Annotated in this window: 22 protein-coding genes and 1 tRNA gene; 16 read left to right on the forward strand and 7 right to left on the reverse strand. The window is 63.6% G+C overall.

The annotated features are described in order from the left end of the window. The first annotated feature begins 204 nt into the window (after window positions 1-204). From ACQE2J_RS08675 to ACQE2J_RS08690, 4 genes are read left to right on the forward strand one after another with little or no spacing between them, the layout of a single operon-like run. Complete coding sequence (locus tag ACQE2J_RS08675; protein WP_096157083.1) at window positions 205-834, forward strand: MptD family putative ECF transporter S component; 630 nt, start codon at window positions 205-207, stop codon at window positions 832-834. Then, complete coding sequence (locus ACQE2J_RS08680; RefSeq protein WP_096157082.1) at window positions 831-1,541, forward strand: energy-coupling factor transporter transmembrane component T family protein; 711 nt, start codon at window positions 831-833, stop codon at window positions 1,539-1,541. Before ACQE2J_RS08675 ends, ACQE2J_RS08680 begins: the two co-directional genes overlap by 4 nt. Before the next feature lie 14 nt (window positions 1,542-1,555). After that, entirely contained in the window at window positions 1,556-3,034 is a 1,479-nt protein-coding gene (locus tag ACQE2J_RS08685; RefSeq protein WP_425119625.1) for an ABC transporter ATP-binding protein, read from the forward strand. Beyond that, a complete protein-coding gene (locus tag ACQE2J_RS08690; protein WP_096157080.1) occupies window positions 3,024-3,761 on the forward strand; it encodes an alpha/beta fold hydrolase in 738 nt (245 codons plus the stop codon). Before ACQE2J_RS08685 ends, ACQE2J_RS08690 begins: the two co-directional genes overlap by 11 nt. Window positions 3,762-3,944: 183 nt before the next feature. On the opposite strand, the gene ACQE2J_RS08695 is transcribed toward ACQE2J_RS08690, so the two are convergent. Beyond that, complete coding sequence (locus ACQE2J_RS08695) at window positions 3,945-4,838, reverse strand: salicylate synthase (RefSeq protein ID WP_426937454.1); 894 nt, start codon at window positions 4,836-4,838, stop codon at window positions 3,945-3,947. Window positions 4,839-4,880: 42 nt separating this feature from the next. After that, window positions 4,881-6,115 (reverse strand): IS3 family transposase gene (locus ACQE2J_RS08700; protein ID WP_425120641.1). Its coding sequence is split into 2 segments (ribosomal slippage): window positions 4,881-5,830 and window positions 5,830-6,115, totalling 1,236 coding nucleotides; the frame shifts between segments, so codons are not numbered across the junction. Window positions 6,116-6,844: 729 nt separating this feature from the next. Between ACQE2J_RS08700 and istA the strand changes: the two genes are divergently transcribed. The 7 genes from istA to ACQE2J_RS08735 all read left to right on the forward strand — a co-directional run bounded on the left by istA (window position 6,845) and on the right by ACQE2J_RS08735 (window position 13,337). After that, on the forward strand, window positions 6,845-8,305 hold the full coding sequence (istA, locus tag ACQE2J_RS08705; protein WP_135542790.1) for an IS21 family transposase: 1,461 nt from the start codon (window positions 6,845-6,847) through the stop codon (window positions 8,303-8,305). Beyond that, window positions 8,302-9,030 carry an IS21-like element helper ATPase IstB gene (istB, locus tag ACQE2J_RS08710; RefSeq protein WP_135542789.1) on the forward strand — a complete coding sequence of 243 codons (729 nt, stop codon included), beginning with the start codon at window positions 8,302-8,304 and terminating at the stop codon, window positions 9,028-9,030. The genes istA and istB overlap by 4 nt, the downstream gene beginning before the upstream one ends. A 32-nt stretch (window positions 9,031-9,062) precedes the next feature. Next, window positions 9,063-9,281: a hypothetical protein gene (locus tag ACQE2J_RS08715; protein WP_135542787.1), complete on the forward strand. Its 219-nt coding sequence runs from the start codon at window positions 9,063-9,065 to the stop codon at window positions 9,279-9,281. A 1,020-nt stretch (window positions 9,282-10,301) separates the two neighbouring features. Next, a complete protein-coding gene (locus ACQE2J_RS08720) occupies window positions 10,302-11,177 on the forward strand; it encodes a single-stranded DNA-binding protein (RefSeq protein ID WP_096160802.1) in 876 nt (291 codons plus the stop codon). Window positions 11,178-11,276: 99 nt separating this feature from the next. Further along, a complete protein-coding gene (locus tag ACQE2J_RS08725; protein WP_096158833.1) occupies window positions 11,277-11,903 on the forward strand; it encodes a hypothetical protein in 627 nt (208 codons plus the stop codon). After that, window positions 11,900-12,112, forward strand: a complete 213-nt coding sequence (locus tag ACQE2J_RS08730) for a helix-turn-helix transcriptional regulator (RefSeq protein ID WP_240516312.1) — start codon at window positions 11,900-11,902, stop codon at window positions 12,110-12,112. The genes ACQE2J_RS08725 and ACQE2J_RS08730 overlap by 4 nt, the downstream gene beginning before the upstream one ends. Further along, window positions 12,099-13,337, forward strand: coding sequence for a site-specific integrase (locus ACQE2J_RS08735; RefSeq protein WP_096158832.1), 1,239 nt, complete (start codon window positions 12,099-12,101; stop codon window positions 13,335-13,337). Before ACQE2J_RS08730 ends, ACQE2J_RS08735 begins: the two co-directional genes overlap by 14 nt. A 175-nt stretch (window positions 13,338-13,512) precedes the next feature. On the opposite strand, the gene ACQE2J_RS08740 is transcribed toward ACQE2J_RS08735, so the two are convergent. Then, window positions 13,513-13,586: transfer RNA gene (locus tag ACQE2J_RS08740), tRNA-Pro, on the reverse strand. Between the two features lie 311 nt (window positions 13,587-13,897). On the opposite strand from ACQE2J_RS08740, the gene gcvH reads away from it, so the two are divergent. From gcvH to ACQE2J_RS08760, 4 genes are read left to right on the forward strand one after another with little or no spacing between them, the layout of a single operon-like run. Further along, window positions 13,898-14,302 (forward strand): glycine cleavage system protein GcvH, encoded by a 405-nt coding sequence (gene gcvH, locus ACQE2J_RS08745; protein WP_425119624.1) that lies wholly within the window; start codon window positions 13,898-13,900, stop codon window positions 14,300-14,302. Then, window positions 14,302-15,447 (forward strand): FHA domain-containing protein, encoded by a 1,146-nt coding sequence (locus tag ACQE2J_RS08750; RefSeq protein ID WP_425119623.1) that lies wholly within the window; start codon window positions 14,302-14,304, stop codon window positions 15,445-15,447. The genes gcvH and ACQE2J_RS08750 overlap by 1 nt, the downstream gene beginning before the upstream one ends. Window positions 15,448-15,457: 10 nt before the next feature. Further along, window positions 15,458-15,943: a bifunctional nuclease family protein gene (locus tag ACQE2J_RS08755; RefSeq protein ID WP_135541994.1), complete on the forward strand. Its 486-nt coding sequence runs from the start codon at window positions 15,458-15,460 to the stop codon at window positions 15,941-15,943. 10 nt (window positions 15,944-15,953) lie between these two features. Then, window positions 15,954-17,348, forward strand: coding sequence for a class II 3-deoxy-7-phosphoheptulonate synthase (locus ACQE2J_RS08760; protein ID WP_135541992.1), 1,395 nt, complete (start codon window positions 15,954-15,956; stop codon window positions 17,346-17,348). Window positions 17,349-17,517: 169 nt separating this feature from the next. On the opposite strand, the gene ACQE2J_RS08765 is transcribed toward ACQE2J_RS08760, so the two are convergent. After that, complete coding sequence (locus ACQE2J_RS08765) at window positions 17,518-19,599, reverse strand: protein kinase domain-containing protein (RefSeq protein ID WP_426937455.1); 2,082 nt, start codon at window positions 19,597-19,599, stop codon at window positions 17,518-17,520. Then, window positions 19,596-20,867 (reverse strand): lytic transglycosylase, encoded by a 1,272-nt coding sequence (locus ACQE2J_RS08770; protein ID WP_426937456.1) that lies wholly within the window; start codon window positions 20,865-20,867, stop codon window positions 19,596-19,598. Before ACQE2J_RS08770 ends, ACQE2J_RS08765 begins: the two co-directional genes overlap by 4 nt. A gap of 125 nt (window positions 20,868-20,992) precedes the next feature. On the opposite strand from ACQE2J_RS08770, the gene ACQE2J_RS08775 reads away from it, so the two are divergent. Next, entirely contained in the window at window positions 20,993-21,343 is a 351-nt protein-coding gene (locus ACQE2J_RS08775) for an Rv2175c family DNA-binding protein (RefSeq protein WP_425119620.1), read from the forward strand. Window positions 21,344-21,395: 52 nt separating this feature from the next. Here the strand turns inward: ACQE2J_RS08775 and ACQE2J_RS08780 are convergent, their stop codons facing one another. Both ACQE2J_RS08780 and ACQE2J_RS08785 read right to left on the reverse strand, forming a co-directional pair. Next, window positions 21,396-22,721: a polyprenyl synthetase family protein gene (locus ACQE2J_RS08780; protein WP_426937457.1), complete on the reverse strand. Its 1,326-nt coding sequence runs from the start codon at window positions 22,719-22,721 to the stop codon at window positions 21,396-21,398. Further along, window positions 22,718-23,263 (reverse strand): hypothetical protein, encoded by a 546-nt coding sequence (locus ACQE2J_RS08785; protein ID WP_240690046.1) that lies wholly within the window; start codon window positions 23,261-23,263, stop codon window positions 22,718-22,720. The genes ACQE2J_RS08780 and ACQE2J_RS08785 overlap by 4 nt, the downstream gene beginning before the upstream one ends. Between the last annotated feature and the right edge of the window lie 6 nt (window positions 23,264-23,269).

Here is a 23,269-nt window from a genome sequence, read left to right on the forward strand (position 1 = left end):
GGAGCCTGCTTCGGTGAGTGGCCGAGCCAGGAACGCTGGGGACACGATCGGAGTGGATCACAGCTTTAGACTCGCCCTCCATATGAGCCTGGCTCCTCACGGATCGAGGAGGTCGAGGGCCGGCACGCACCAATTCGACGGTACGGTCTCGCGCCAAATGCCTACTGGTGACTTCCTGCCTAAACACTGCTCGAAAGGACCGCTATGAACACTTCAACCCGGGACAATTCCACCTCGCCGCGAAGGCGGCTGGGGGTCAAAGACCTCGTCACCATTGGCATCTGCGGTGTCCTCGCGATGGTGATTAACACCGTGATCGGCATGATCCTCACCCCGATCTATGGCTTCGCTTACCCTGTCGTCGGCGGCCTGTGCGCGCTGTTCTCAGCCCCGGTGTATGTCCTGATGAGCTATCGAGTCGCTAAGCGCGGAACCGCTGTGCTGTTCTACCTGATCATCGCGATCATCTCCGCGCTGCCGGGGTTCTTCTACATGATCCCCTTCTACCTGGCCGCCGGCCTGATCTGCGAGACCATTCTGTGGCGACCGCGAGCGTACCGCAACGGCATGCTCAACGCTGTGACCTACATGATCTTCGGAATCATGTTCTCGATCGGCTCCTACCTGCCCATCTACCTCTTCGGCGACACCTACTATGACCAGTTCGAGAGCATGGGCGCCTCGGCCGAACTGTTCCTTCGTTTCGCGACCTCCCCGGGTGCGGTGGCAGTGTCCGTGATCGCCGGTGCCGTCCTGGCCCTGCTCGGGCACTGGATGGGGCGGAAGCTCCTGTCAAAGCACTTCGTCAAGGCCGGGATCATCAGCGCCGCATGAGACCAGGCTGGCTGCGGTTCGACCCGCGCACGACAATGCTCCTGCTCCTGCTGTGCAGCGTGCTCACGCTCCTCGTAGACGCAGCGGGCCTGTTCTGTCTCGTCGCCGGAGCATCGGCCTATCTGCTGCTCACGGGCATGTGGCTGCAGGCCATGACCGGCGTATGCGTGTTCGTGCTGCTGTATCTGGTGCAGTACGGAATCGTTGAGTATGCGACCGGGCCAGGGCTGATGCTCGGCTTCATGGTATTCTTCGCAGCACGGATCATGCCCGTCGCGATGCTGGTGCAATGCCTTGCCGAGACACCGCCAGGTGAGCTCGTCGGGGCGTTGCAGCGGCTCCGGGCGCCTCGTGCGCTCGTGCTTCCCTGCGCGGTCATTCTGCGCTTTCTGCCGACGATCAGGTCGGAGTTCGCATCGATTCGCGACGGGATGAAACTGCGTGGCTTGTCCGCGCTGTCGTGGCGAACTGCGGCACACCCTATGATGGTCGTCGAATCGATCTACGTGCCTCTGCTGATGCGGAGCATGAAGGTCTCCGACGACCTATCGGTCTCTGCGGCCACCCGCGGGGCCGACAACCCCGGTCACCGAACATCGCTGCGGCAGCTTCGCTTCCAACCGGTCGACGTGATCGCCGCGGCATGCGCGATCACGGCGCTCGGATGGGTGCTGGCAGACCAGCTCGTGACAGGTACATCGATATGATCCACCTCGACGACGTGAGTTTCTCGTACACGGCCGGGGCCACGCAACTGCGCCACGTGTCCTTCCAAGTCAGCCGCGGCGAGTTCGTCGTCCTCACCGGGCCCAGCGGCTGTGGCAAGACCACCCTCACCCGGGTCCTCAACGGGCTCGTCCCCGGGTTCTACGGCGGGGAACTCGAAGGCGGCGTGCAGATCGATGGAACGAACGCCCGCGAACTGCAATCGTGGGAGTACGGTCGGCTCGTCGGCAGCGTGTTCCAAGATCCGAAGACCCAGTTCTTCGCACCGGTCGTGCGTGACGAGCTGGCATTCGGATGTGAGAACTACGGGTTCCCACCCGAAGACATTCAGGCACGCATCGAGGACCTGTCGCACCGGCTGGGTGTCAGCCATCTCCTCGATCGCGCACTCCTCACCCTCTCCAGCGGCGAAAAGCAGAAGGTCGCGGTCGCCGCTGCGGCAGGCACACGCCCTCCCCTCTATGTGATGGACGAACCCTCCGCCAACCTCGATCTCGACGCCACCCGAGAACTCGCAGGCGTGCTGACGACGCTCAAGGAGTCCGGCAGCACCATCGTGATAGCCGAGCACCGCCTCACCTACCTCATGCACCTCGCCGACCGGATCGTCTACATGGACGACGGGGACATCCGACACGAATACACCCCTGCCCAGCTGCAGAACCTGCCACAGGCCACGCTCGAAGAACTCGGCCTGCGTGACCCGGTTCTCCGCACCACGGAACCGGGGGCACGGCATGTCTCCCACACTTCGCTCGGCGGCGACCCTACCGTCGAAGTCACAGACCTCACGGTCCGCAGGAAAGGGCGCGGCGCATCATTGTTGACGAGCTTGTCGTTCACCTTGCAACCGGGTGAAGTCGTCGCACTCGCCGGACCGAACGGCGCCGGGAAGACCACGCTCGGCCGCACCCTGTGCGGACTCGAGCGCGCAGGCAGGGGTACGATCTGCCTGCGCGGAGCCCATTCCCGCCGAGCCAAACGGTCCCTGAACACGTGGTTCGTCATGCAGGACGCCGACAGCCAGTTGTTCTCAGACAGCGTGCTCGGAGAAATGACGCACGGCGCCAAGTCCACCCCCGACTCTATGGCCCAAGCGCAACGGGTTCTCACACAACTCGGGCTGTGGGAGTACCGGAACAGACACCCAGGCTCGCTGTCCGGTGGGCAAAAGCAACGCCTGACCATTGCTGTAGCGCTCATGCAAAACCGACAGTTCATCATGCTCGATGAACCGACTTCGGGACTCGACGGGAGAAATCTCCGCCGCGTCGTCGACTGCATCACCGAACAGGCCGAGCGCGGTAAAACGATTCTGGTGATCACTCACGATCCAGAATTCATCCGGAAGGCCTGCACCAGAATGCTCCTGGTCCGAGATCAAACTCTCACAGCAGACGTCCCACTCGAACCGGACACCTTCGGACTCGCCCTGGACCACCTCAATAGGAAGACGGCTAGACATGACGAGTAGTTTCTCTCTGCTCGTCCACGGCGGGATGCACGGCGCTTGGTGCTGGGAGAGGGTGATCCCACACCTGCGGCATCGGACGATTGCTATCAACTTGCCCGGCCGACCCGGGGCAGGGAAGCAGCCGCCGACACTAGACGGATTTGCCGAAGCCATCGTCGACGCCATCAACGATGAACCAGGAGAAGCTGTCATAGTTGCCCATTCACTGGCCGGGATAGTCGCATTGGCGGCCGCGGAACGGGCTCCGAGAAAGATCAAGAAAATTGTCTTCGTTGCTGCAGTAGTTCCCCCATCGGGCTCGTGTTTCTGGGATATGCTGCCTGCGCCTCTGCGATGGTTTGGCAGATTCCTTCTGAGCGGAGACAAAACGACGATCATGCCACGATGGATGGCCCGAGCGGTGTTCTGCAATGATCTGTCGCGTGAGGACCAAGACCGACTCCTTGATAGCCTCGTTCCTGAACCAGTGCAGATACTCGACACCGAATTGCGCTACAAGATTCCAGAGAACGTCGGAGTCAGCTATGTTCTCACAACCCGCGATCGAGCCATTAAGCCGCGAATGCAACACGAGTATGTGAACTCGCTCCCCAAACGGACGCGTCACTTCACCGTAGATAGTGGCCACAGCGCGTGGTACTCCCGTCCGACTGATCTTGCCGAAATCATCAATGCAGAGATCGAAGACGATGGTTCGTCCAGCACAGCTCGATTCATATGGGTTTGAAAGAGGTCGATCGTGTGGGCCGTGGAACTTGAAAGTCACCGGGTGTGCGGACGGACGCGGCACAGCAAACGGCCGTTCAAGGGTCCGGTGCTCCGGATGTAAGTGAGCATCGGCGACGGCGCGCGTCTGGCTCCTGCTATCAGCGTTCTTCGCCGTGCACTGAGGACGATGGACGATCTGGACTCACATTCGCAGTCCACGAAGATAGGGGGCGATACTGCGTAGCTTTTCGCAGGTTTCTTCCCACTCACGTTCGGGCGTGGACTCGCCCATGACACCCGCACCGGCACGAAGCCAGCTTCGTCCGTCACGCTGGAAGACAGTGCGAAGTGTCAACGCGGCATCCAGTTGACCCTGCGTGTCAGCCAGGAGAACCGCTCCGCCGTAAAGGCCGCGTTCCTCGCCCTCGAGTTCTCGGATGACTCGCAGCGCAGCCCCTTTCGGAACGCCGGTAACGGTCACGGCTGGGAAGAGCGCTGCGAATGCCGACCAAGACGACATGTTCTCTTGCAGCTGCCCAGTGACGCGAGAGGCGATATGCTGCACCGATCCACGTTCTTCTACGTCCATGAACTCTGTAACGGCCACCGAGCCCGGTATGCTCACCGATCGTGTCTCGTCGAGAGCGAGACGAACAGAGATCGCGTGTTCATGCACTTCCTTCGCGTCGCTGAGTAGCTCTGAACGCAATCGACTATCTGTTTCACGATGGTGATGCAGCGCGCGAGTACCAGCCAGCGGCTGTGTACGCACACGTCCAGTCGGGTCAACCTCGACAATGGTCTCAGGGCTGAACCCAGTTGCCTTCCACCCGCCGACGTCAATAAGGAACGAACGCGCTGGCGTGTTCGCGCGGCGACCTGACAGATAAGTCTGCGGCAGGTCGATCTTGGGCTCAGCGGGAAGTGGCACGACCCTCGAGAGAACAACCTTGTCCAAGGCGCGGCTCTTGATCTTGGCGATTGCCATGCTGACCTTTTTCTGATAATTCGCAAAGTCGGGTTCCTCGAGCGAGATCGAGATGGCGTCGGACGTATCAGGTTCGGTACGCAGCAGTGCGGTAATCCGAGTAATCATTTGGACTGTGTCAAGTTGTTTCGACAGGAGAACACTATTTCCTCAAGCAGCCCGGTCGGCTGCCGATGATTCCGTCTCGGTGCGATCGAAGAACGACTCCATCGCCCGGGCAGGGATCTCATAGCCCAACGCCGAGTGACGCCTCTTCCGGTTGTAGAACACCTCGATATACTCCGCGACCGCCAGCCGTGCCCTTGCGCGAGTAGCGAATCGCTGACGATGGAACATCTCATTCTTCAACGAAGCGAAAAACGCCTCCGCGACCGCGTTGTCCCAACACACCCCAGTCCTGCCCACTGACAAGCGAACCTGCATCAATCGTGCGACTTCCGCATACTCCGCAGAGGTGTACTGGCTGCCTCGATCCGAATGCGCTATTGCGCCCTCGGCAACGTATCCGCCCTGGTAGGCGACCTTAAGAGCATCGATGATCAGACTCGTGCGCATATGCTTCGCCGTCGCCCACCCCACCACCATCCGGGTCGTGAGATCGATGACCGTGGCCAGGAACAACCACCCCTCACCCGTCTTCAGATAAGTGATGTCGCTGACCAGATGCGTCGTGGGTACCGGCGGGTTGAACTCCCGCCGCACCAGATCCGCCCTGTCCTGGGCATCGGCGGCAGGGATCGTGGTTCGCTTCGTTGCCCGGGGTTGGACACCCGCGATCCCGAGCTCGCGCATGATCGCAGCGACCAACCCCAGCGAAACGGTGATCCCTTCGGCTGCGAGATCCTTGTGGATCCGGCGAATGCCGTAGACCTTGTTCGACGCCAACCACAGGGCGTAGACCCGGTCGGCGACGATCTGGCGGCGACCACGCCTGGACTCAGGGTCCGGTTCGGTGTCCTGCCGGTTCTTCCACGCATAGTAGCCGGTGCGCTCAATTCCCAGAATCTGGGTCATCAAGGTGACGGGGAAGGCGCCTTCTTCGGTGTGGATCAGCTCGTACTTCGCGCTCACGGCTGTTCCTTCGCGAAGAAGGCCGCGGCTTTTTTCAAGAACGCGTTCTCCTGCTTCAAACGAGCGATTTCCTTGGCCATCTCGGCCGGGTCATCACTGTTGGCGTCGGGAGCGCGTCGAGCTGATCCGGAGCCGGTTCCTTCAGTGCCAGTGGCCTTCGCGACCCACCGGCCCAGCGTCGACTCGTTGATGTCGAGGTCGCGGGCGACTTCGGCTCGGGACTTCCCGAGGTCGGTGACCATCGCGACGGCGTCGGCCTTGAACTCCGAGGTGAACTCTCTGCGGGGCCGCCGCGGGGATTGGTTGGTAGTCATGTGCAGCAGTTTCCTTTCATCGGGTTCTGCTGTCTACTCAAATCATGACACCCCAATTCCCGGAATTGAGGTTCGGGTGCGCGCTGCATTTCCGTCGAGCTGCACTTCGACCTCAGGCAACATTAGATGAATGAGTGTATCCGATCCTGCACCAGGCCGATCCTCGTACAGTAAGAACGCCAATTCGAAAGAAGCCCACCCGTAGCACCGTGATGGTCCATGCCTGTGAACGGACGCTAATGCCGTTGCGACAGCTTCAACGGGATCGTCTACGGGGATACTCCGGTGCCATTGGCCGACCCGCAGGTGTAGCGTGTCGCTACTGACGCTCACCTCAGCAGCAGGTCCGGCGGCGAAATACCACGTTCCCGCCCTCTCGTAGACGAGATATTGTTCCCCAACGCCTCCTTGTGCGAGCTTGATCGCAGCACTTGCTGGATCGAAATGCAGCGCAGTGTCGGCCTCGTGCACGAGTTTCGGTGTTCGCGAAGCCCAGTTGTGTGTGATCAACTTTAAGTAGGCCGGTTCAGCTCCAGAATCCAGCCAGTACAGCGGCTGGATTCCAGCCATAACAGCCCGTCTCTGCTTCTGTGCGCCACTCCCAGAAAACACAAAGTCATGGGCGTGGCCGCTCTCATCGATTAGGTTCCCAAACGAACACCCCGATCCCGTTGCAGCAGGATCGAACCGGGGTGTCAGAAGGGAACCAGAAAGACCATGACCACACCCATGACTACCATCGAAAATATCAGGCGCCTCGACGCCGAAGGAAGATCCGGACGCCAGATCGCCACCGATCTGGGCATCGATCGTGAAACCGTCGCGAAATACCTCAACCAAGACGACTTCTCTCCGCAACCACCAGCCCCGACCCGTCAGGCCGGTGCTGCCGTCCTGGCAGGACTGACCCACATCATCGAACAGTGGCTGACCGACGATGCCCGCCGTCCCCGTAAACAGCGCCACACATCCAAACGGGTCTACGACAGACTCGTCGCCGAACACGACTATCAAGGCTCCTACTCACCCGTGCAGCGCTTCATCAAGGACTACAAGACCATGCACCGGGCCCGCAGTCAGGGCTTCTTCGAACTCGAATGGGCACCCGGACACGCGCAAGTCGATTTCGGTCAGGCCGAAGCGATCGTCGACGGCATCCGTGAAGTCCTCCACCTGCTGGTCATTACGTTCCCGTTTTCGAATATGCGTTTCGCTCAGGCCTTCCGCGGAGAAACCAGCGAATGCATCGGCCAGGGCCTGGCCACGATCTTTCACCACATCAATACCGTGCCCGTCGAACTCATCCTCGATAACGCCACCGGTGCTGGCAGACGCTGTGGCACGATTATCACCGAAGCCAGACTCTTCGCCGCGTTCAAAGCCCACTATCGGACTACCGCCCGCTACTGCAGCCCCTATTCGGGGCATGAGAAAGGCAACGTCGAAAACGCTGTCGGATTCATCCGCCGCAACTTCATGGTCCCCGAACCCACCGCGGTCTCCCTGGCCGGTTTCAACACGGACCTGCTGGCCTACTGCGACGGACTCGGCTCCGAGGATCACTGGAAGAAGGGCCAGAAGATCCAGGACCTGTTCGCCCACGACATCGCCGCGGGACTCGCGTTGCCCGGGATCGCCTTCGACCCGGTCCGCTACGAATCGCGTAAGGCCGATAAGACCGGCACCATCGTCATCGATGGTCATTCCTACCTCGCCGGCCCCGACTACCACAACAGGCTGCTCACCGTCGCGATCCGTCACGATGCCATCAGCATCCTCAACGAACGATCTCAACCTGTCATCGGCTTCGACCGCGCCTGGGGCCAGCCGGGGCCGACCGTGTTCACTCCCGATACGCTTCTGGCCGCGTTGATGACCAAACCCGGAGCCTGGTCGAACTCACCAGTCCGTGCCCAGGTGTCCGACCCTGTCCGTGACTGGGCCGATGCTGCCGATAGTCGGGCTCGTTCCGAGTTCTTCGGCCGTCTCGATGCCAGTGCCCAAGCCACGTCTTGGAACACCGCCGTCGAGGCTGCTGACAGGCTCATCCGACTCGGCGATGACCCCACCGGCCCAGGACTGCCGATGCTGGCCAGACGCCTGTGTCAAGGCAGCGAACCACCAGCATCGAACGTCGATTTAAGCCTCTATGACCGTTTCACCACTACTCGGCAGGAACAACCAGCATGACCATCACGACCACAGACGTCATCGACGCGGGACGACACACCGGCATCAGCCATACCGTCGTCGCCGAAGCCGCCGCCAAAGCAACTCCGAAACAACGACAACTCCTCCACGACCTCTTCACCGCCGAACACGCCTCCCGAGCCCATCAGCGCCGCACCCGGCTACTCAAAGCCGCGAAACTGCCCACCCTGAAAACCCTCGACGGGTATGACTGGACAAACATCAAGTTCCCCACCGACTACGGCCGCACTCGACTGACCGACCTCGAGTTCCTGACCACTGGTTCCGACCTCGTCTTCTACGGCGACGTCGGATGCGGGAAAACGCATCTGGCGATCGCTTTAGCCGCTCACGCCTGTCACCGGGGAATACCCGCCAGATTCTTCACCACCGCCAGCCTCGTCACACATCTACGCCGAGCAGCCGATCAAGGACGACTCGATAAGGAACTGGCCCTGCTGGGTAAGAACAAACTGCTCATCATCGACGAGTTCGGATATCTGCCCATCGATACCGAAGGCGCCAGGCTCCTCTTCCAGGTCATCGCCGACGCCTACGAGAAACGCAGCCTCATCCTGACCACGAACCTCGAGTTCGCCCGGTGGGGAACCGTGTTCGGCGACGACAACATGGCCGCAGCAATCATCGATCGCATCGTCCACCACGGCAGACTCCTCCACTTCACCGGCCAGTCCTACCGCGTCAAGAACGCACTCATGAGATGACCCCACCACCAGACACCGAAAGGACACCAACCATGAACTCTGTCAGCACCGACGAGCTCTTCCAACGATGCGAAACCGTCCTCTACGCAGCTGAAACCATCCTGCGCCGAAGCAGTCTCGACGGCCAGATCGCGATCTCATCAGCCGCCCAATTCCTGTTCGGCCCCGATCACCACGGAACTCACTACCAGCGCCTGCTGGCGGAGATCGAAACGCTGAAAGACCAGATTGCGGACCATCAAGGCTGGTAGTAACCACGAAGGTCAGGGCTGCGGACAGCTTCCCATCCGCAGCCCTGCACGTGTGGGCACGTTCCCCGTATCGGACGCGGAGCTCACACGGCTGGAAACCATGCTCGCCTGGCTGGATTTTCGGCGCTCTTTTGGCCGGAAAAAAGTTGACAAAACACACCAGTCCTCCAAGGCCTCGGCCAGTCCGTCACTGAGGATGTCGTCAAGTCGTCGATCGTCGGCCAGTGGGTCTCTCATCGGGTTTGGGCCCTCCCCTCGAGCATCCGCTCATCGAACAGTCTGCACAGCATCTGACCGTGCTGCGTAGGTGTGTCTGTACAGCGCACAAATGTGAAGTGAGTATAACCTTACCTGACTCGCCTGTTCAATCGGCGGCGGGTTCCAGCCCCGAATCGGCTCCGGCCTCTGTGAGGCGAGCACTTGTGGCTGAGGAGCCCGTTCGTCTTGCGGGATCGCGGGCCATGCATCTAATGGTGCTGAAGATAGAGATTATTGCGCTCGACAGCCTGGTCGTTGATTTTCGAACACAGAAGGTTGGGCAGCGAATGCTTGCGTGGCTTCGCGCTGCCACGGCCTCTGCGGCGCCAGCTACGCACGGAGCAGGAAAGCGGGTCAGGTCGGGCATGGACATATCGTGACCGACGTCAGCGGTGTTACTGGTCAAGTTGACGACCTTGACCGCTTCTGCGACAGAAGTATATGCGGAATCCATGAGGGCACTGACTCCAACACTGGACGGCAACACGCCGGCCGTGACGATCTCCAAGACAATTGTTGGACCCGCCCAATCATCACGAAACTCCGCGCCTGGCCCACCCGTGCCGACGCTGGCCAGTTGGGTACCGATCGCGCCGAGATCGAGGAGCTGTTGCGCGCGGGCACCCGGCCGGGCACGGAGAGGCCATCCGCGGCATGACTGTCCTGTGACCGGATGGTCGTTGTCGCGGTGTGCCGGGAGAGGCCCATACCTGGTGGGCAGCCCCGGTGAGACCGCCGGGGTTCGAAGCGAGAGGAAACATCATGCCCGTTCCCACCGGCCCCGGCATCTCCGGGTTCATCAAGTCCAGGCCGCAGCTGTCGATGACCGTCAACAACGATCCGCGGTTCTCCGCGTGGGTCGGGATCCCGCAGACCCAGATCGATGAGAACGGGGTCCTGCAGGAACTCGAGCCCCTCGAGACCCGGATGGTCATGTTCGGTGCCTCCGCGCAGCGCGCCCACGAGAAGTTCCGCAAAGGGGATGACATCGTCGCCTTCGGCGCCAACAAGGAATACACCGCCACCCGAGATGGGCAGCAGGTCACGGAGGAGTATTTCCTCGCCTCGCACATCGGCCACGACAACAACGTCACGACCTACACCGTCCACCGCGGCCCCGACCGGTACCCGGCCGAGCGCGACGGGATGCAGCGCGAGGCAGCCCGCCAGGACGCAGCCGCCCGCGAGAAAGCCCAGCAGCAGGCAACGGGCCAGCAGTCCGTCGGCCAGCAGGCACCCGCGCAGCAGCAGCTCGGCCAACAGGCACCCGCGCAGGCTGCTCCTGCCCAGCAGGCACAGGCCCAGCAGCAGCCGGCCCAGACGGCGCCTGCCCAGCCCGCGCAGCAGGCTCCCCAGCAGCCCGCACAGCAACAGGCGGCGCCCGAGCAGCCGGTCGCTCCGCAGCCGCCCGTTGCGCCGCCGCAGAACGCTCCTGCCCAGCAGGAGGCTCCTGCTGCGGCCCCGGCGCAGGCGCCACCGGCGGCACCGAATGCGGGCCCGCCGGACGGGCAGCAGCCCCAGGCCGGGCAGGCAGGTGACCCGGTCGCCGAGGTGCTCGCGCAGCGACAGAACGAGGTCGCCGCTGAGCCCGCTCCGGCCCGCGCGGAGCCGCCCGGGCACGAGGCGATGTCTCGGTAAGACCCCCTCAGGCCGCGCGGCGGTCGGCACCCCACGCCGCCCTCACCGCTGACCGTCGCGCACCTTTCTTCTTCGTGACCCTGCGACCCGGGAGGCATCGTGCCGACACCGACGAACCCCGACGAACCTGCTGACATCTCCGATCTGCCCCCGGAAGTGCTCAAGCAGGTCAAGCAGATGGTCTCGCGCGAGTACGCCAAAGACCTCCGCGCGCAGCTCGGCAGCGTCCCGCGGACCATCGACTGGACCCGCCTGAGTCCGGAGGATCTCGAGCACGAGCTCCTCGAGCTCAACCAGTTCGTGGACTGGTTGCGCCATACCTATGGGCTGCCGCCACAGATCATTCCGCCGATGTGGCATCGACACTGGGAGATGATCTGGGAACTCTCCGCGCTCAGGCAGCAGTGGCTGACCTGCTACGACCAGCAGGCCAAGGGCAACATGGGTGTCGTCTTCCACGCCGAGTTCGCCGCCGCCCGCGAACGCCTCCGCGACTGGGTCACCATCTCCGGCAGCCGGCTCGACCGTGATCGGGCCACCCGCATCACTCCCTGGCCCGGCGGCGAGGCCGAGGGGTTCACCCCGACCGACAGCACCGAGTACCCGGTGGAGAACCGGAACGAGGACTTCGTCTCCTTCGTCGAAGAACAGGTGCTCGAGCGCCAGCGTGCCCAGGACGCGGAGGTCCAGGAGATCGTGAACTCCGAGTGGAGCGAGCGGCCGTGACCGAGCCGACCGGGCAGATCCTCGTCTCCCCGTTGATGGACAGCCGGGAGGTCGCCGCCTACCTGAAAGTCTCCGAGTCGACGCTGTCGCGCTGGCGCGTCGATGAGAAGGGGCCACCGTTCATGCAGATGGGCGGGATCGCCCGCTACCGGTACGAGGCCGTCGAGGCCTGGCTGGCTTCCCTGGAACAGACCCATGAGCGCACCTGAGACACCGCCGACGTTCCCGCCGATCGGGGTGAAGGTCTCCACCGACATCGAACACCGCGCCTCCGGCGTCCGCGCCAGGGCACGGTGGACCGACCCGGCGACGAAGAAGCGCATCACCCGGGCCTTGGTCGTTCCCGACGAAGAAGCGGCCGAGGCTTTCTTCGACCAGCTGCAACGCTCAGCGAAGGTCGGAGTGGACCTGACGATCACGTTGAGCGATTACATCGAGCAGATCGGCGACCGCTGGAAGCGCGGCCTCGACCCGACCTCGACCGCCACCGGCTACTGGGCAGGACTCCGGCTGCGGGTGATTCCGGCGATGGGACATGTGCCGGTAGCCGGGATCAGCACCGGCATGATCGACCGGACCATCGACGACTGGGAGCTGAAGCTCTCGCCCTCGCTGATCAAGTCCTCGGTCGCCGCACTCGTGCGCGTGCTCGACGAGGCCGTTCGGGATGAGCTGATCGAGAAGAACCCAGCACGCAACCGTTCCCGTCGCTCTTATGGGAAGAGCACGGTGTTCGACTTCAGCAGCCCCGCCGATACCTCTCCGCGCGCGCACGCGATCAAGGACCTGGAGACGCTGACCAAGCTCGCCGAGGCCTGCGGTGAGGCCGGCCAGCCGTACTCCGACTACGTGATGCTGTGTGCGCTGCTGTCGGCGCGCAGTTCCGAGGTCGCGGGTCTCTGGGTCGAGGACGTCGACTGGGACGCGAACATCGTCACGATCCGCAAGCAGACCTTCCCTTCCTCGAGCGGGCTCGTGACGAAGCAGACCAAGGGCAGGGAGGAGCGGCCTGTGCCGATTCTGCGCCCGCTCGTGCCCGTCCTCGAACGATTGACGGCCGAGAAGGAGCCGACCGACCGGGTGCTCATCGGCGTGCGCGGAGGAGTGATCACGACGGCGAACGTCAGCCGGGCCACGAAGTGGGATTCGCTCGTGACCGAGATGGGGCTGCCGCAGCTGTCGCGGCATGGTCTGCGGCATACGGGAGCGACCTGGATGGCCGATGCCGGCATCCCGCTGCACGTGCTCCAGAAGATCCTCGGCCACAAATCGATCGACACGACCAAGGGCTACCTCCACCCCGATCTCGGCCATATCGCCAAGGCGGGGGAGCTGGCCAACCGATTCCTCGACGCCCAGACCGAGGCGCCCGAACGGCCCTCGGGCAAGAGGCACGCGAAGGCGAAGCCTGGTCCCGACGAGCGTGGCCTGTGAGGCCGAAAATGGGCTTCTGGTCCCGGTTTGGTCCCGGGTGATCAACTTGGGCGCCTTCAGACACCCTCCGGAGAGGGCGCGGGCGAGAGATTCAAGAGGAGCCAACGGCGATCGCGGACGATCCCGGACATGACGAAGCCCAGGTCAGAAACATGCTCTGACCTGGGCTTTTACGTCGGGCTGACAGGATTTGAACCTGCGACCCCATCACCCCCAGTGATGTGCGCTACCAAGCTGCGCCACAGCCCGCTATTCATTTGTTCCCGGGCAAACCAGGGCTAAGCCACCTTACCCCCAGTGAAGCGCGCTACCAAGCTGCGCCATAGCCCGTTACCGTACTCCCTCGTGGGCAACGAGAACCAGCTTATACCGATCAGGGGCCAACTGCCAAAACCACGTTCCGTGACCTTCGAAAAGCAGGTATCATCCCAGGTGGATACCGAAGAACCAGGGGCTGGCGTCGCCAGTTTCGGTGACTCGGTAACATTTCCGTTTCGTGATTGTTATGAAAGTGGACCAGGCGGCTATGCTTGGTACACCGACAAACTAGAGGAGTCGACATGGCAGATCTGGATTATCCAGTGTCTTTGCGGTACTCGCGCGACCATGAGTGGATTGCGACTACGGAGGACAATGCGGTTGTCCGTGTGGGTATCACTGATTTCGCACAGGAGCAGCTGGGCGATGTCGTCTATGTCGATCTGCCTGCCGTCGGTGATTCGATCACTGCTGGTGAGTCCTGCGGCGAAGTCGAAAGCACGAAGAGCGTCTCAGACCTCATCTCCCCAGTTTCCGGGACCGTCACCGAGGTCAACGAGTCGCTCGACGACTCACCGGAGATCGTCAATTCATCGCCCTTCGAAGACGGGTGGATGTACCTTGTCGAACTCAGCGAACCTGAGCAGGTCGAATCGCTGATGGACAGCGAGCAATACAAAGAGCTCATTCAGAGCGAGGAGGCATAATGTCGCAGAATAACGATCAGAATCGTCCGACCCCCTCGCAGCCCTGGTACGACAACGGTCAGGTGCCGCAGTCGAAGAAGTTTCCGTTCGGCGCCGGCAGCGGCGACGACTCGGCGACCCGCGTGAATCAGCAGGTCGACCCGAACGGTCAGCCGAACACCCCTCCCTTCGGGCAGCAGCCTGCCGACGGCGCCCCGCAGGCACCGCAGTACGGCAACGGCCAGCAGGCCGGCAATGGTCAGCAGTACGCCGGCACCCCACAAGGTGGTCAGCAGTACGGGGGCACTCCACAGGCCAGCCAGCAGTACAGCAACGGACAACAGCAGTACGGCGGCACTCCACAAAGCGGTCAGAACTTCGGCGGCACCCCGCAGGGTGGCCAGAACTATGGCAACGCCCAGAACTTCGGGGCCTCCCAGCCGGCCAACCAGCCCTATGCGAACAACGGCCAGGGCAGTCAGGGACAGCCGCAGTATCAGCCGCCGCAGAACCAGTATCCTCAGCAGGGCTATGGACAGCCGCAGTCCGGCCAGCCGCAGGGTAGCCAGCCCCAGGGGAGCCAGGGCCAGCAGCAATACGGTTACAACGGCGCCGGTCAGTACGATCCCAGCCAGCCGCAGGGCAACCAGCCCCAACCGGGCAACCAGCCCCAACCTGGCAATTACGGCCAGTCGCAGTCCGGCCAACCCCAATCGGGCCAACCGCAGTCTGGCCAGCCTCAGGGGGCTCCGGCCGGAGGACAACGCGACCAGATGAGCGATTCGGGCAGCCAGCAGTTCCAGGGCATCCTCGATCCGCATACCGGTGAGATCCACCCGGTGCCCGACCTCGAAGGTCTGCAGGACGCCGATGCTCTCCTCGTCGTCGTGTCGGGACCGGACTCGGGCTCACAGATTCTGCTCGACACCGATGTGGTGACCGTGGGACGCAGTCCGAACGCGGACATCTTCCTCGATGACGTCACCGTCTCGCGTAAGCATGCCGAGTTCATCCGGACTCCCAGCGGCTTCACACTGCGGGACACCGGTTCGCTCAACGGTACGTATGTGGGCCGGCAACTCATCGACTCCATCGAACTGCAGAACGGAGCCGATGTGCAGATCGGTAAGTTCCGAATGATCTTCCAGCAGCGTCCGCGCTCCTGACCGGGGGATAATGTCAAAAGTTGAAGTCGAGGTTGTCGGCGTCCGCATCGAAATGCCCGCCAATCAACCGATCCTCCTGCTCAAAGCCAGCGAGCCCGCGTACTATCTGCCGATCTGGGTCGGTGCGATCGAGGCCAATGCTCTGTCGATCGCGCAACGGGGTCTGACTCCGCCGCGTCCGATGGCGCATGCTCTGCTGCTCGACGTGCTCACCAAGTACGAGGCAGAGCTGACAGACGTCACGATCACCGGCAAAGACGGTCAGATCTTCCTGGCGGAACTGCACACGAATGACGGGAAGTCGATCTCCGCACGTCCCTCGGACGCGGTGACACTGGCGTTGACCGCCGATTGCCCCGTCTACGTCGAATCCCAATTGCTTGAAGAATCCGGAATCGAAGCCCCCGAAGCCGATGAAGAGGAAGTCGCACAGTTCAGAGACTTCCTCGACAACGTTTCGGCCGAGGACTTCGAAACCGGCTCCGAAAACCCATGAAAGTGAAACATTGAGCCTCCACACCGATCCGGTCCTGTCCAACAGAGAAATCGCCGCTGCCGGCAATGACAATCTGCGCGGTCTCGATGACTGGCGCGAAATGGATCCGAAGCAGCAGCCGACCTATCTCGACAGTGCCGCGCTCGACGAGGTGCTCACAGACCTGCGCACCTCTCCTCCGCTCGTCTTCGCCGGAGAAGCCGATGTGCTCAAGCAGCGTATCGCCGCGGCTTCGCGTGGGGAGGCTTTCGTCCTCGCCGGCGGCGACTGCGCCGAATCCTTCGACGGAGCCCAAGCGGACAAGATCCGAGCCCGGGTCCAGACTGTGCTGCAGATGGCAGCCGTGCTCACCTATGGCGGATCGATGCCCGTGGTGAAGATCGGACGCATGGCCGGCCAGTTCGCGAAGCCCCGCTCAGCGGATATGGAGACCCGAGATGGAGTGACCCTGCCGTCGTTCCGCGGCGACATCGTCAACGGCTACGAATTCACCGAAGAATCCCGACGCCACGACCCGGAACGACTGCTCAAGGCCTACCACGTGTCCGCGTCGACGCTGAACCTCATTCGCGCCTTCACGCAGGGCGGATTCGCCGACCTGCGGTTCGTCCACGATTGGAATCGGGGATTCCTCGCCTCGAATCCCGGCTACCAGCGCTACGAGCAGACGGCCGCCGAGATCGACCGCGCCATTCGCTTCATGGATGCCTGCGGAGCCGACTTCGACGCGCTCAAGACCACCGAGTTCTATGCCGCCCACGAGGCGCTCCTCCTCGAATACGAACGCGCGCTGACTCGCATCGACTCCCGGACGGGCGAAGCCTACGACGTATCCGGGCACTTCCTGTGGATCGGCGAACGCACTCGTGAGGTCGACGGCGCACACGTCGACTTCCTGTCCAAGGTCCGCAACCCCATCGGCGTCAAGCTCGGCCCCACGGCCACGGCCGATGATGCTCTGGCCCTGGCCGAGAAGCTCGACCCGGATGCCGAGCCCGGTCGTCTGACCTTCGTCACTCGCATGGGTGCCGGTCAGATCGGCGAATCACTGCCCGCGCTGCTCGCCGGAATCGGTGACCAGCTGCCGCACGTGACCTGGGTGTGCGATCCGATGCACGGGAACACCATCACCTCGAACACGGGGTACAAGACTCGTCGCTTCGAGGACGTCATGGCCGAGGTCGAAGGCTTCTTCAATGCGCACCGCGATGCGGGCACGATCCCCGGCGGACTGCACATCGAGCTCACAGGCGACGACGTCACCGAGATCATGGGCGGCGCCACCGAGATCGATGACGAAGGTCTTCGCCGCCGCTACGAAACCCTCGTCGATCCGCGGCTCAATCACGATCAGTCGCTCGAGATGGCCTTCCAGGTCGCCGAATACCTCACTCGCAGACACTGATCGATCCGTTCCGGTCGAAGAGTGACAATGCCGGTGGCCCCGCAGATCATCTGCGGGGCCACCGGCATTCTGCTGAGGTGATCGGGAGCCCGATGCCGAGACCAGAGCTGCACGGTTAGATCCGAGCGAGTCCGACAGAGGCTGCCCGATCAGACTCGTCGCGCCGGCTCTACTTGTCCTTCGAGCTGTCCTTCTTGTCGTCTTTGGACTTCTCGTCCTTCTTCTCGTCCTTCTTCTCGTCCTTTTTGTCGTCCTTGGACTCTTCCTTCTTCTCCTTGCCCTTGGAGACACGGACGATGATGAGCGTGTTCGCAGGCTTCGACTCGGTGCTCTTCGGGAACTGCGACACGACCTTGCCCTTGGGCACGTCATCGGAGAACACTTCGTCCTTGCCGACACGGAAGCCGCGCTTGGCCAAGGTGGCATAGGCGGCGTCGAAGGTCAGTCCCTCGACATTGGGCACCGGGATCGGAGCAACGCCCTTGGAGATGACCAGATCGATCTTCTCGCCCTTCGACAGCTTCTTCCCGGGCTTCTGCGACGCAGAGATGACGGCATCCTTCGCGACCGTGTCGCTGTACTTCTCCTCGACCTTGCCGACCGTGAGCTTCGCCTTCTTCAGCGCCGCCTCGGCGTCGGAGCGGCTCAGGCCCTCTAGCTTGGGAACGGCGAACATCTCCTCGCCCTTGGACACAACGACCGTGACGGACGAGTCCGGTGCGAGCTCGGAGCCGCTGACGGGCTCGGTGCCGATGACGACCCCGGCGGGCACGGTGTCGTCGAAGACTTCCTTCGGCTCGGCCTTGAGATCGTTGTCCTCCAACTGCGAGGTGACTTCGTCCACCTGCTTGCCAGCCAGCTGACCGGGCACGATCGACGTCGGTTCCGGAAGGTTCGCGATGACCAGCCATGCCACGAGCGCGAGCACCGCGACGACGGCGACGAGCGCGGTGAGCACGCGACGACGGCGGCGACGGCCGGGGGACGCCGCGGTCGCGGCGGTTCCCGCGGATGCTGCGACTGCGGCACCGCTCGCAGCACCGCCGGAGGCGCCTGTCGCAGCACTGCCTGCAGCAGGCGCTGCGGCAGGCGACCGATCGTCGTCTGCTCGGGACTGTTCGTCTTCGTGCGTCTCGTCTTCGGAGGCCTCGTCTGCGTGCGTTTCGTCCCCGGAGCCGGACGCGACTGCGGCGGTGACGCCGCCGATGCCGGCTGCCGCAGACGCGATTCCGACCCCGGCCGCCTCGGCGCCGGTGTCGTTCTCGTCCTCATCCTCACCCTCGAGATACGGGATCTCGTCGGTGCGGGAGCGCTTCTCCTTCGGGACCTCCTCGCCGAGGTCGATGCTGGCGGTGAGCACGGGGGAGTGTTCGCCGGCGGCGACCTCCGGATCGCCGAGATCGAGTTCGGCCTCGCTCATCTCCGCTCGCGCCTCGGCCAGAGCCAGACGGAACTGAGCGGCATCGGCGGGACGATCCTCGGGGTCCTTCGACGTCGCCCACAGCACGAGCGCATCCAAGCGGGGGCTCAGACGCGGCACGACCTCCGAGGGCGGCGGCACCGTGTCGTGGACATGACGGTACGCGACCTGGATCGGCACGTCGTCGGTGTAAGGCTGAGCGCCGGTGAGCATCTCGTAGAACATGATGCCGACCGTGTACAGGTCGGTGCGGGAGTCGGCTCCGGCACGCGTGACGAGCTCAGGGGCGACATAGCCGACGGTGCCGATGAGCGTCTTCGTCGTCGTCGCCGTCGTCACCGCCCGGGCCAGACCGAAGTCGGCGAGTTTGACCTGACCGTCGGTGCCCAACAGCACATTGTCGGGTTTGAGATCACGGTGGATGATGCCGGTCGAATGCACAGCCTCGAGGGCGGCGAGGATCGCGTCGAGGACGACGATGGCCTGCCGGGGTGTGAACGTGCCGCGGTGCTTGAGTTCACGGCGCAGCGTCACCGAGGGCAGATACTCCATGACGAGGTAGACGATGTCGCCGTCGCGGGCCTGATCGTGGATGGCCACGAGGTTCGGGTGGGTGAGCCGACCGGCGTTGATGGCCTCACGGCGGAAGCGTTCGACGAACGTCTCATCGGAGATGAGGTGCTCGTGCATGACCTTGATCGCGATTTCGCGGTCGAGGCGCAGATCGGTGCCGCGGTAGACCATCGCCATGCCGCCGCGGGCGACCTTGGCGTCGATGCGGTAACGGTCGTTGAGGACCGTGCCGATGAGGGGATCTCGGCGGGCGGTCACAGAGCCTCCTGCATTCTCTGACGCTGCATCTGCACGGTGCGCACGAAGGCCTTCGTCTCCGCGAGCAGCCCGTCGGCGCGGACGGAGCGCAGATCCTGGTAGTAGCCGGCCAAGGCTTCGTTCTCGGATTCGGCGGTTTCGATGAGCCAGCCGAGGATGACGGTGCCGGCGACGATGTTGTCTTCGATGTCGAGCAGATCGAGTCCGCGCCCGACGATGTCACTGGCCCAACGGCCCGAACGCGGTGTGACCTGCATGATGCCGATGGCGTTGCCGGCCGAGACCGTCGTGTGCTGGAAACCGGACTCCTGAGCGGCGACGGCCAGCATGAGCGCAGGATCGGCACCGAGTTCCTCGGCGATCGAGGCGACGATGAGCCTCGCCTGCGCCGGCGCAGGATGGCGACGGTGCAGCAGGGTGTACTTGTTCAGTCGCGCCGCCCGCAGAACCGCCGGGCGGATGCCCTGCACCTGCGCACTGGCCGCGACACGGGGGATGTCCTGCGGGGGTTCGGCAGCGGTGCGGCGCGGACGAGCCGTCGAGGGCCGCAGCAGAAGCAGTTCGCCGACCTTGAGGTAGGAGTCATCGCCCATGGCATTGGCACGGCGCAGGGTCGCCGGGGAGATCCCGTGCCGTGCGGCGATGCCCTGCAGGGTCTCGCCGGGGGCGACGACGTGCGAAGGATCGTCATCGGGCAGATCGTTCTTCTCCGGCAGGGACAGCACCTGGCCCTGGTGGAGGTTCTGCCGCGGGGAGATGCGATTGAGTTCGGCCAGAGCCGGCACCGAGACGCCGTGCTTGCTCGCGACACCGTAGAGGGTGTCGCCCTGCTTGCATTTGTAGGTGCGTCCGCCGTGGGTGACCGGAACGGTCGCACCGGCCGTACCGGAGATCCATTGCGGACCCATCGTCGGGGCGGGATTCCCTGAGGCCGGGCCCGTGCCGGTCGAATCCGCTGTGGTCGAATCGGCGTTCGAGTTCGCGGAACTCGCCGAGGCGGTCCCCGCCTCTTCGTCGGAGGCGGAATCTTCGTTGCCGGTGGGGTGAGGCAGGTCGGCAGCAGTACCCGCTTCGCCGGTGGGATCTGCCGGGGCGGCCGGGTCGTCGTCGGCGGGCTGGGCGGAGGGGGCAGCCTCGGCGGGGGAGTCGTTTTCGGGGTCGACGCGTTCGGCTCCTGGGATCGGCCCGGTCGAATTCACCTTCGAGGCGGCACGGATGTCAGGAGCTGCGGTGATGGGCACCTGCTGATGCCGTCGCGGTCGTGTCATCTGTCACCTATTGACTGTTGAATGGGGAAGCTACGGTCCCCAGCCTAACGAGTGGCCGCCGCCGACCCGAGCATTCGGCTCCGCATGGCGGGGTGTTTCTGCCGAATATTGCTACGCTTGGGCACGTGAATACCGAAGAACTCGTCCAGGACTGGGCCCCGCTGCCCGACATCGCAGAACTCACCGGACTCGGCATCTCCCAGGTGCGCCGCTTGCTCGAAGACGGCGCCATCTGCGGAATCAAAATCGGCAAGCCGAAGGTGCTGCAGGTTCCGCTGGCCTTCTTCATCGACGGTGAGGTGGTCAAATCGCTCAAGGGCACTCTGAACACCCTCGCCGACGCCGGATTCGACGACGAAGAAGCCATCGTGTGGCTCTTCACCCCGGACGATTCCCTGCCCGGTCGTCCCATCGACCTGCTGCGCGTGGGCAACCGCAAGGAAGTGCGCCGCCGCGCCCAGGCCCTCGCCTTCTGAAGAGCCCGGACCCCCGCATTCTCAAGATCATGCCCTCGCGTTCTCAGGCAGTTCAGCTGGTGCGGTAGCTCAGCGCCTTCGCGAATTCCCGGAGTCGGTCCTGCGCGGCAGAACCGATGCGGATACTCGCCGAGGCGGCCGACACTTCCGCTGTCCCCGCAGAAAGCGGGGCGGTCGAGTCGGTCGAGTCCGCTTCCCCCGCAGCCGCCCAGGCATCGACGATCGCTGCGGCCTTCGCGTGCTGAGCGGCGATGAACTCTTCGACGGCACCGAGGCCGCCTGACGCGGTGATCATCTCCACACATTCGGCGACGTCGGCATCGGAGAGGTCTGGATCGCCCAGGCGCGCGGCGAGGACCTCGAACTGAGCCGGGGAGATCCGGGTCGCGGTTTCGGCGATGAGCACCGTCCGCTTGCCCTCCCTGATGTCGTCACCGGCGGGTTTGCCCGTGGCCTGCGGGTCACCGGCGATGCCGAGCACATCGTCGCGCAGCTGGAACGCCTGACCGAGAGGCAGGCCGAAATCGGAGATCTCGGCGAGCAGATCCTCTTCGGCCCCGGCCAGTGCCGCGCCGAGGAGCAGCGGCTGCTCGACCGAATACTTCGCCGACTTGAAGCTCAGGACCTCCCACGCGCGTTCGGCGATGCGAGCGTCGTCGAGGGGGATCACCTCGGCGAGGACATCGAGGTACTGACCGACCATGACGTCCCGGCGGACGGTTCCGCGCAGCTCCCGGACCAACCGGGTGCTGCCCAACGTCTCCTGCGCACGTTCGAACAGCTCTTCGCTCAGTGCCAGGCAGATATCGCCGATGACGATCGACGCGGAGACGCCGAACGAAGCACCGTCGCCGTGCAGACCGGACTTCCTGTGGCGGGCCTCGAACTGTCGGTGCAGTGCGGGCTCGCCGCGACGGGTGTCCGAGTTGTCGATGAGATCATCGTGGATGAGCGCCGCCGCATGCAGCAGCTCGAGCGATCCGGCGGCCTGTGCCAAGCCCGTGGCCACCTCGGCGCCGCCTTCCGAAGCAGCGTCGCCGACGGCTCCGCCGGCGAGCTGGAAGCCCCACCACAGGAGGACGGGGCGGATCCGTTTGCCGCCGCGGGTGAACGCGATGAGAGATTCGCCGATCGCGTCCGCATCGGGGGAGATGGACTCGAACTCGGCGGCCTTCTCGGCCAGGAAGCTCTCGAGCTGAGCGGACACCGCGGCAGCGATGCTCTGCGGCGAATCGAGCGCGGCGACGAGTGGGGACGGGCGGGAGGAAGTCGGTGCCGGCTGTCCGGCACGAGTGGATGCCGACGGGCCGGAAGCTGCCGACGCAGGCAGACCCGACTCAGGGGTCTCGTCCCGCGTCATTGACTGGTCGTCGGTCATGAAACGATGTTTCCGCCGACGGTGACGATCGACTGCGCCTTGTCGGCGGAGTCGTCGGCAACGGTGACGACGAGGACGCTGTCGTTGTCCTTGTGCTTGAAATTCTGCACGCGGGCGCTCTTCGTCTTCACCTCGTCGCCGAGCGGTTCGAAGTCGGCCTTGCCGAGCTCCTCGTCGTAGAACTTGAAGATGTCCTTGGCCTCGGCCTTCGCAGCGACGACGAGGCTGACCTGTTCGGGCTGCTTCGTGTCCTTGTCGTTGTGCGCCTTGACGATCGAGGCCGAGAGGACCTTCGACTTCGGGTAGGGCTTGACGTAGTCGGGCAGATCCTTGACGTCGTTCGAGGTGTCGGGATCCTGACCGGTCGCTTCCTCCGAGGCTTCGGCCGATGCCGTCTCGGAGTCCGACGGAGTCGCCTGTGCAGAAGAGGTCTGTTCGCTCGTCGGGGTCGAGTCGGTCGTCCCCTCATCGGCTCCGGAACAGCCCGCAAGGGCAAGAGCGGCGGCGATGGGCAGTGTCATGACAGCGGTGCGCGATACCATGATTCA

Origin of the sequence: Brevibacterium sp. LE-L (genome assembly GCF_050214925.1) — a bacterium.
Taxonomy (GTDB): Bacteria; Actinomycetota; Actinomycetes; order Actinomycetales; family Brevibacteriaceae; genus Brevibacterium.

What these genes read in the sequence shown, in the direction of transcription:
- ACQE2J_RS08675 (WP_096157083.1), top strand. Translation starts at nt 205, where the DNA reads ATGAACACTTCAACCCGGGACAATTCCACCTCGCCGCGAAGGCGGCTG.
- ACQE2J_RS08680 (WP_096157082.1), top strand. Translation starts at nt 831, where the DNA reads ATGAGACCAGGCTGGCTGCGGTTCGACCCGCGCACGACAATGCTCCTG.
- ACQE2J_RS08690 (WP_096157080.1), top strand. Translation starts at nt 3,024, where the DNA reads ATGACGAGTAGTTTCTCTCTGCTCGTCCACGGCGGGATGCACGGCGCT.
- ACQE2J_RS08695 (WP_426937454.1), bottom strand. Translation starts at nt 4,838, where the DNA reads ATGATTACTCGGATTACCGCACTGCTGCGTACCGAACCTGATACGTCC.
- istA (WP_135542790.1), top strand. Translation starts at nt 6,845, where the DNA reads ATGACTACCATCGAAAATATCAGGCGCCTCGACGCCGAAGGAAGATCC.
- istB (WP_135542789.1), top strand. Translation starts at nt 8,302, where the DNA reads ATGACCATCACGACCACAGACGTCATCGACGCGGGACGACACACCGGC.
- ACQE2J_RS08715 (WP_135542787.1), top strand. Translation starts at nt 9,063, where the DNA reads ATGAACTCTGTCAGCACCGACGAGCTCTTCCAACGATGCGAAACCGTC.
- ACQE2J_RS08720 (WP_096160802.1), top strand. Translation starts at nt 10,302, where the DNA reads ATGCCCGTTCCCACCGGCCCCGGCATCTCCGGGTTCATCAAGTCCAGG.
- ACQE2J_RS08735 (WP_096158832.1), top strand. Translation starts at nt 12,099, where the DNA reads ATGAGCGCACCTGAGACACCGCCGACGTTCCCGCCGATCGGGGTGAAG.
- gcvH (WP_425119624.1), top strand. Translation starts at nt 13,898, where the DNA reads ATGGCAGATCTGGATTATCCAGTGTCTTTGCGGTACTCGCGCGACCAT.
- ACQE2J_RS08750 (WP_425119623.1), top strand. Translation starts at nt 14,302, where the DNA reads ATGTCGCAGAATAACGATCAGAATCGTCCGACCCCCTCGCAGCCCTGG.
- ACQE2J_RS08755 (WP_135541994.1), top strand. Translation starts at nt 15,458, where the DNA reads ATGTCAAAAGTTGAAGTCGAGGTTGTCGGCGTCCGCATCGAAATGCCC.
- ACQE2J_RS08770 (WP_426937456.1), bottom strand. Translation starts at nt 20,867, where the DNA reads ATGACACGACCGCGACGGCATCAGCAGGTGCCCATCACCGCAGCTCCT.
- ACQE2J_RS08780 (WP_426937457.1), bottom strand. Translation starts at nt 22,721, where the DNA reads ATGACCGACGACCAGTCAATGACGCGGGACGAGACCCCTGAGTCGGGT.
- ACQE2J_RS08785 (WP_240690046.1), bottom strand. Translation starts at nt 23,263, where the DNA reads ATGGTATCGCGCACCGCTGTCATGACACTGCCCATCGCCGCCGCTCTT.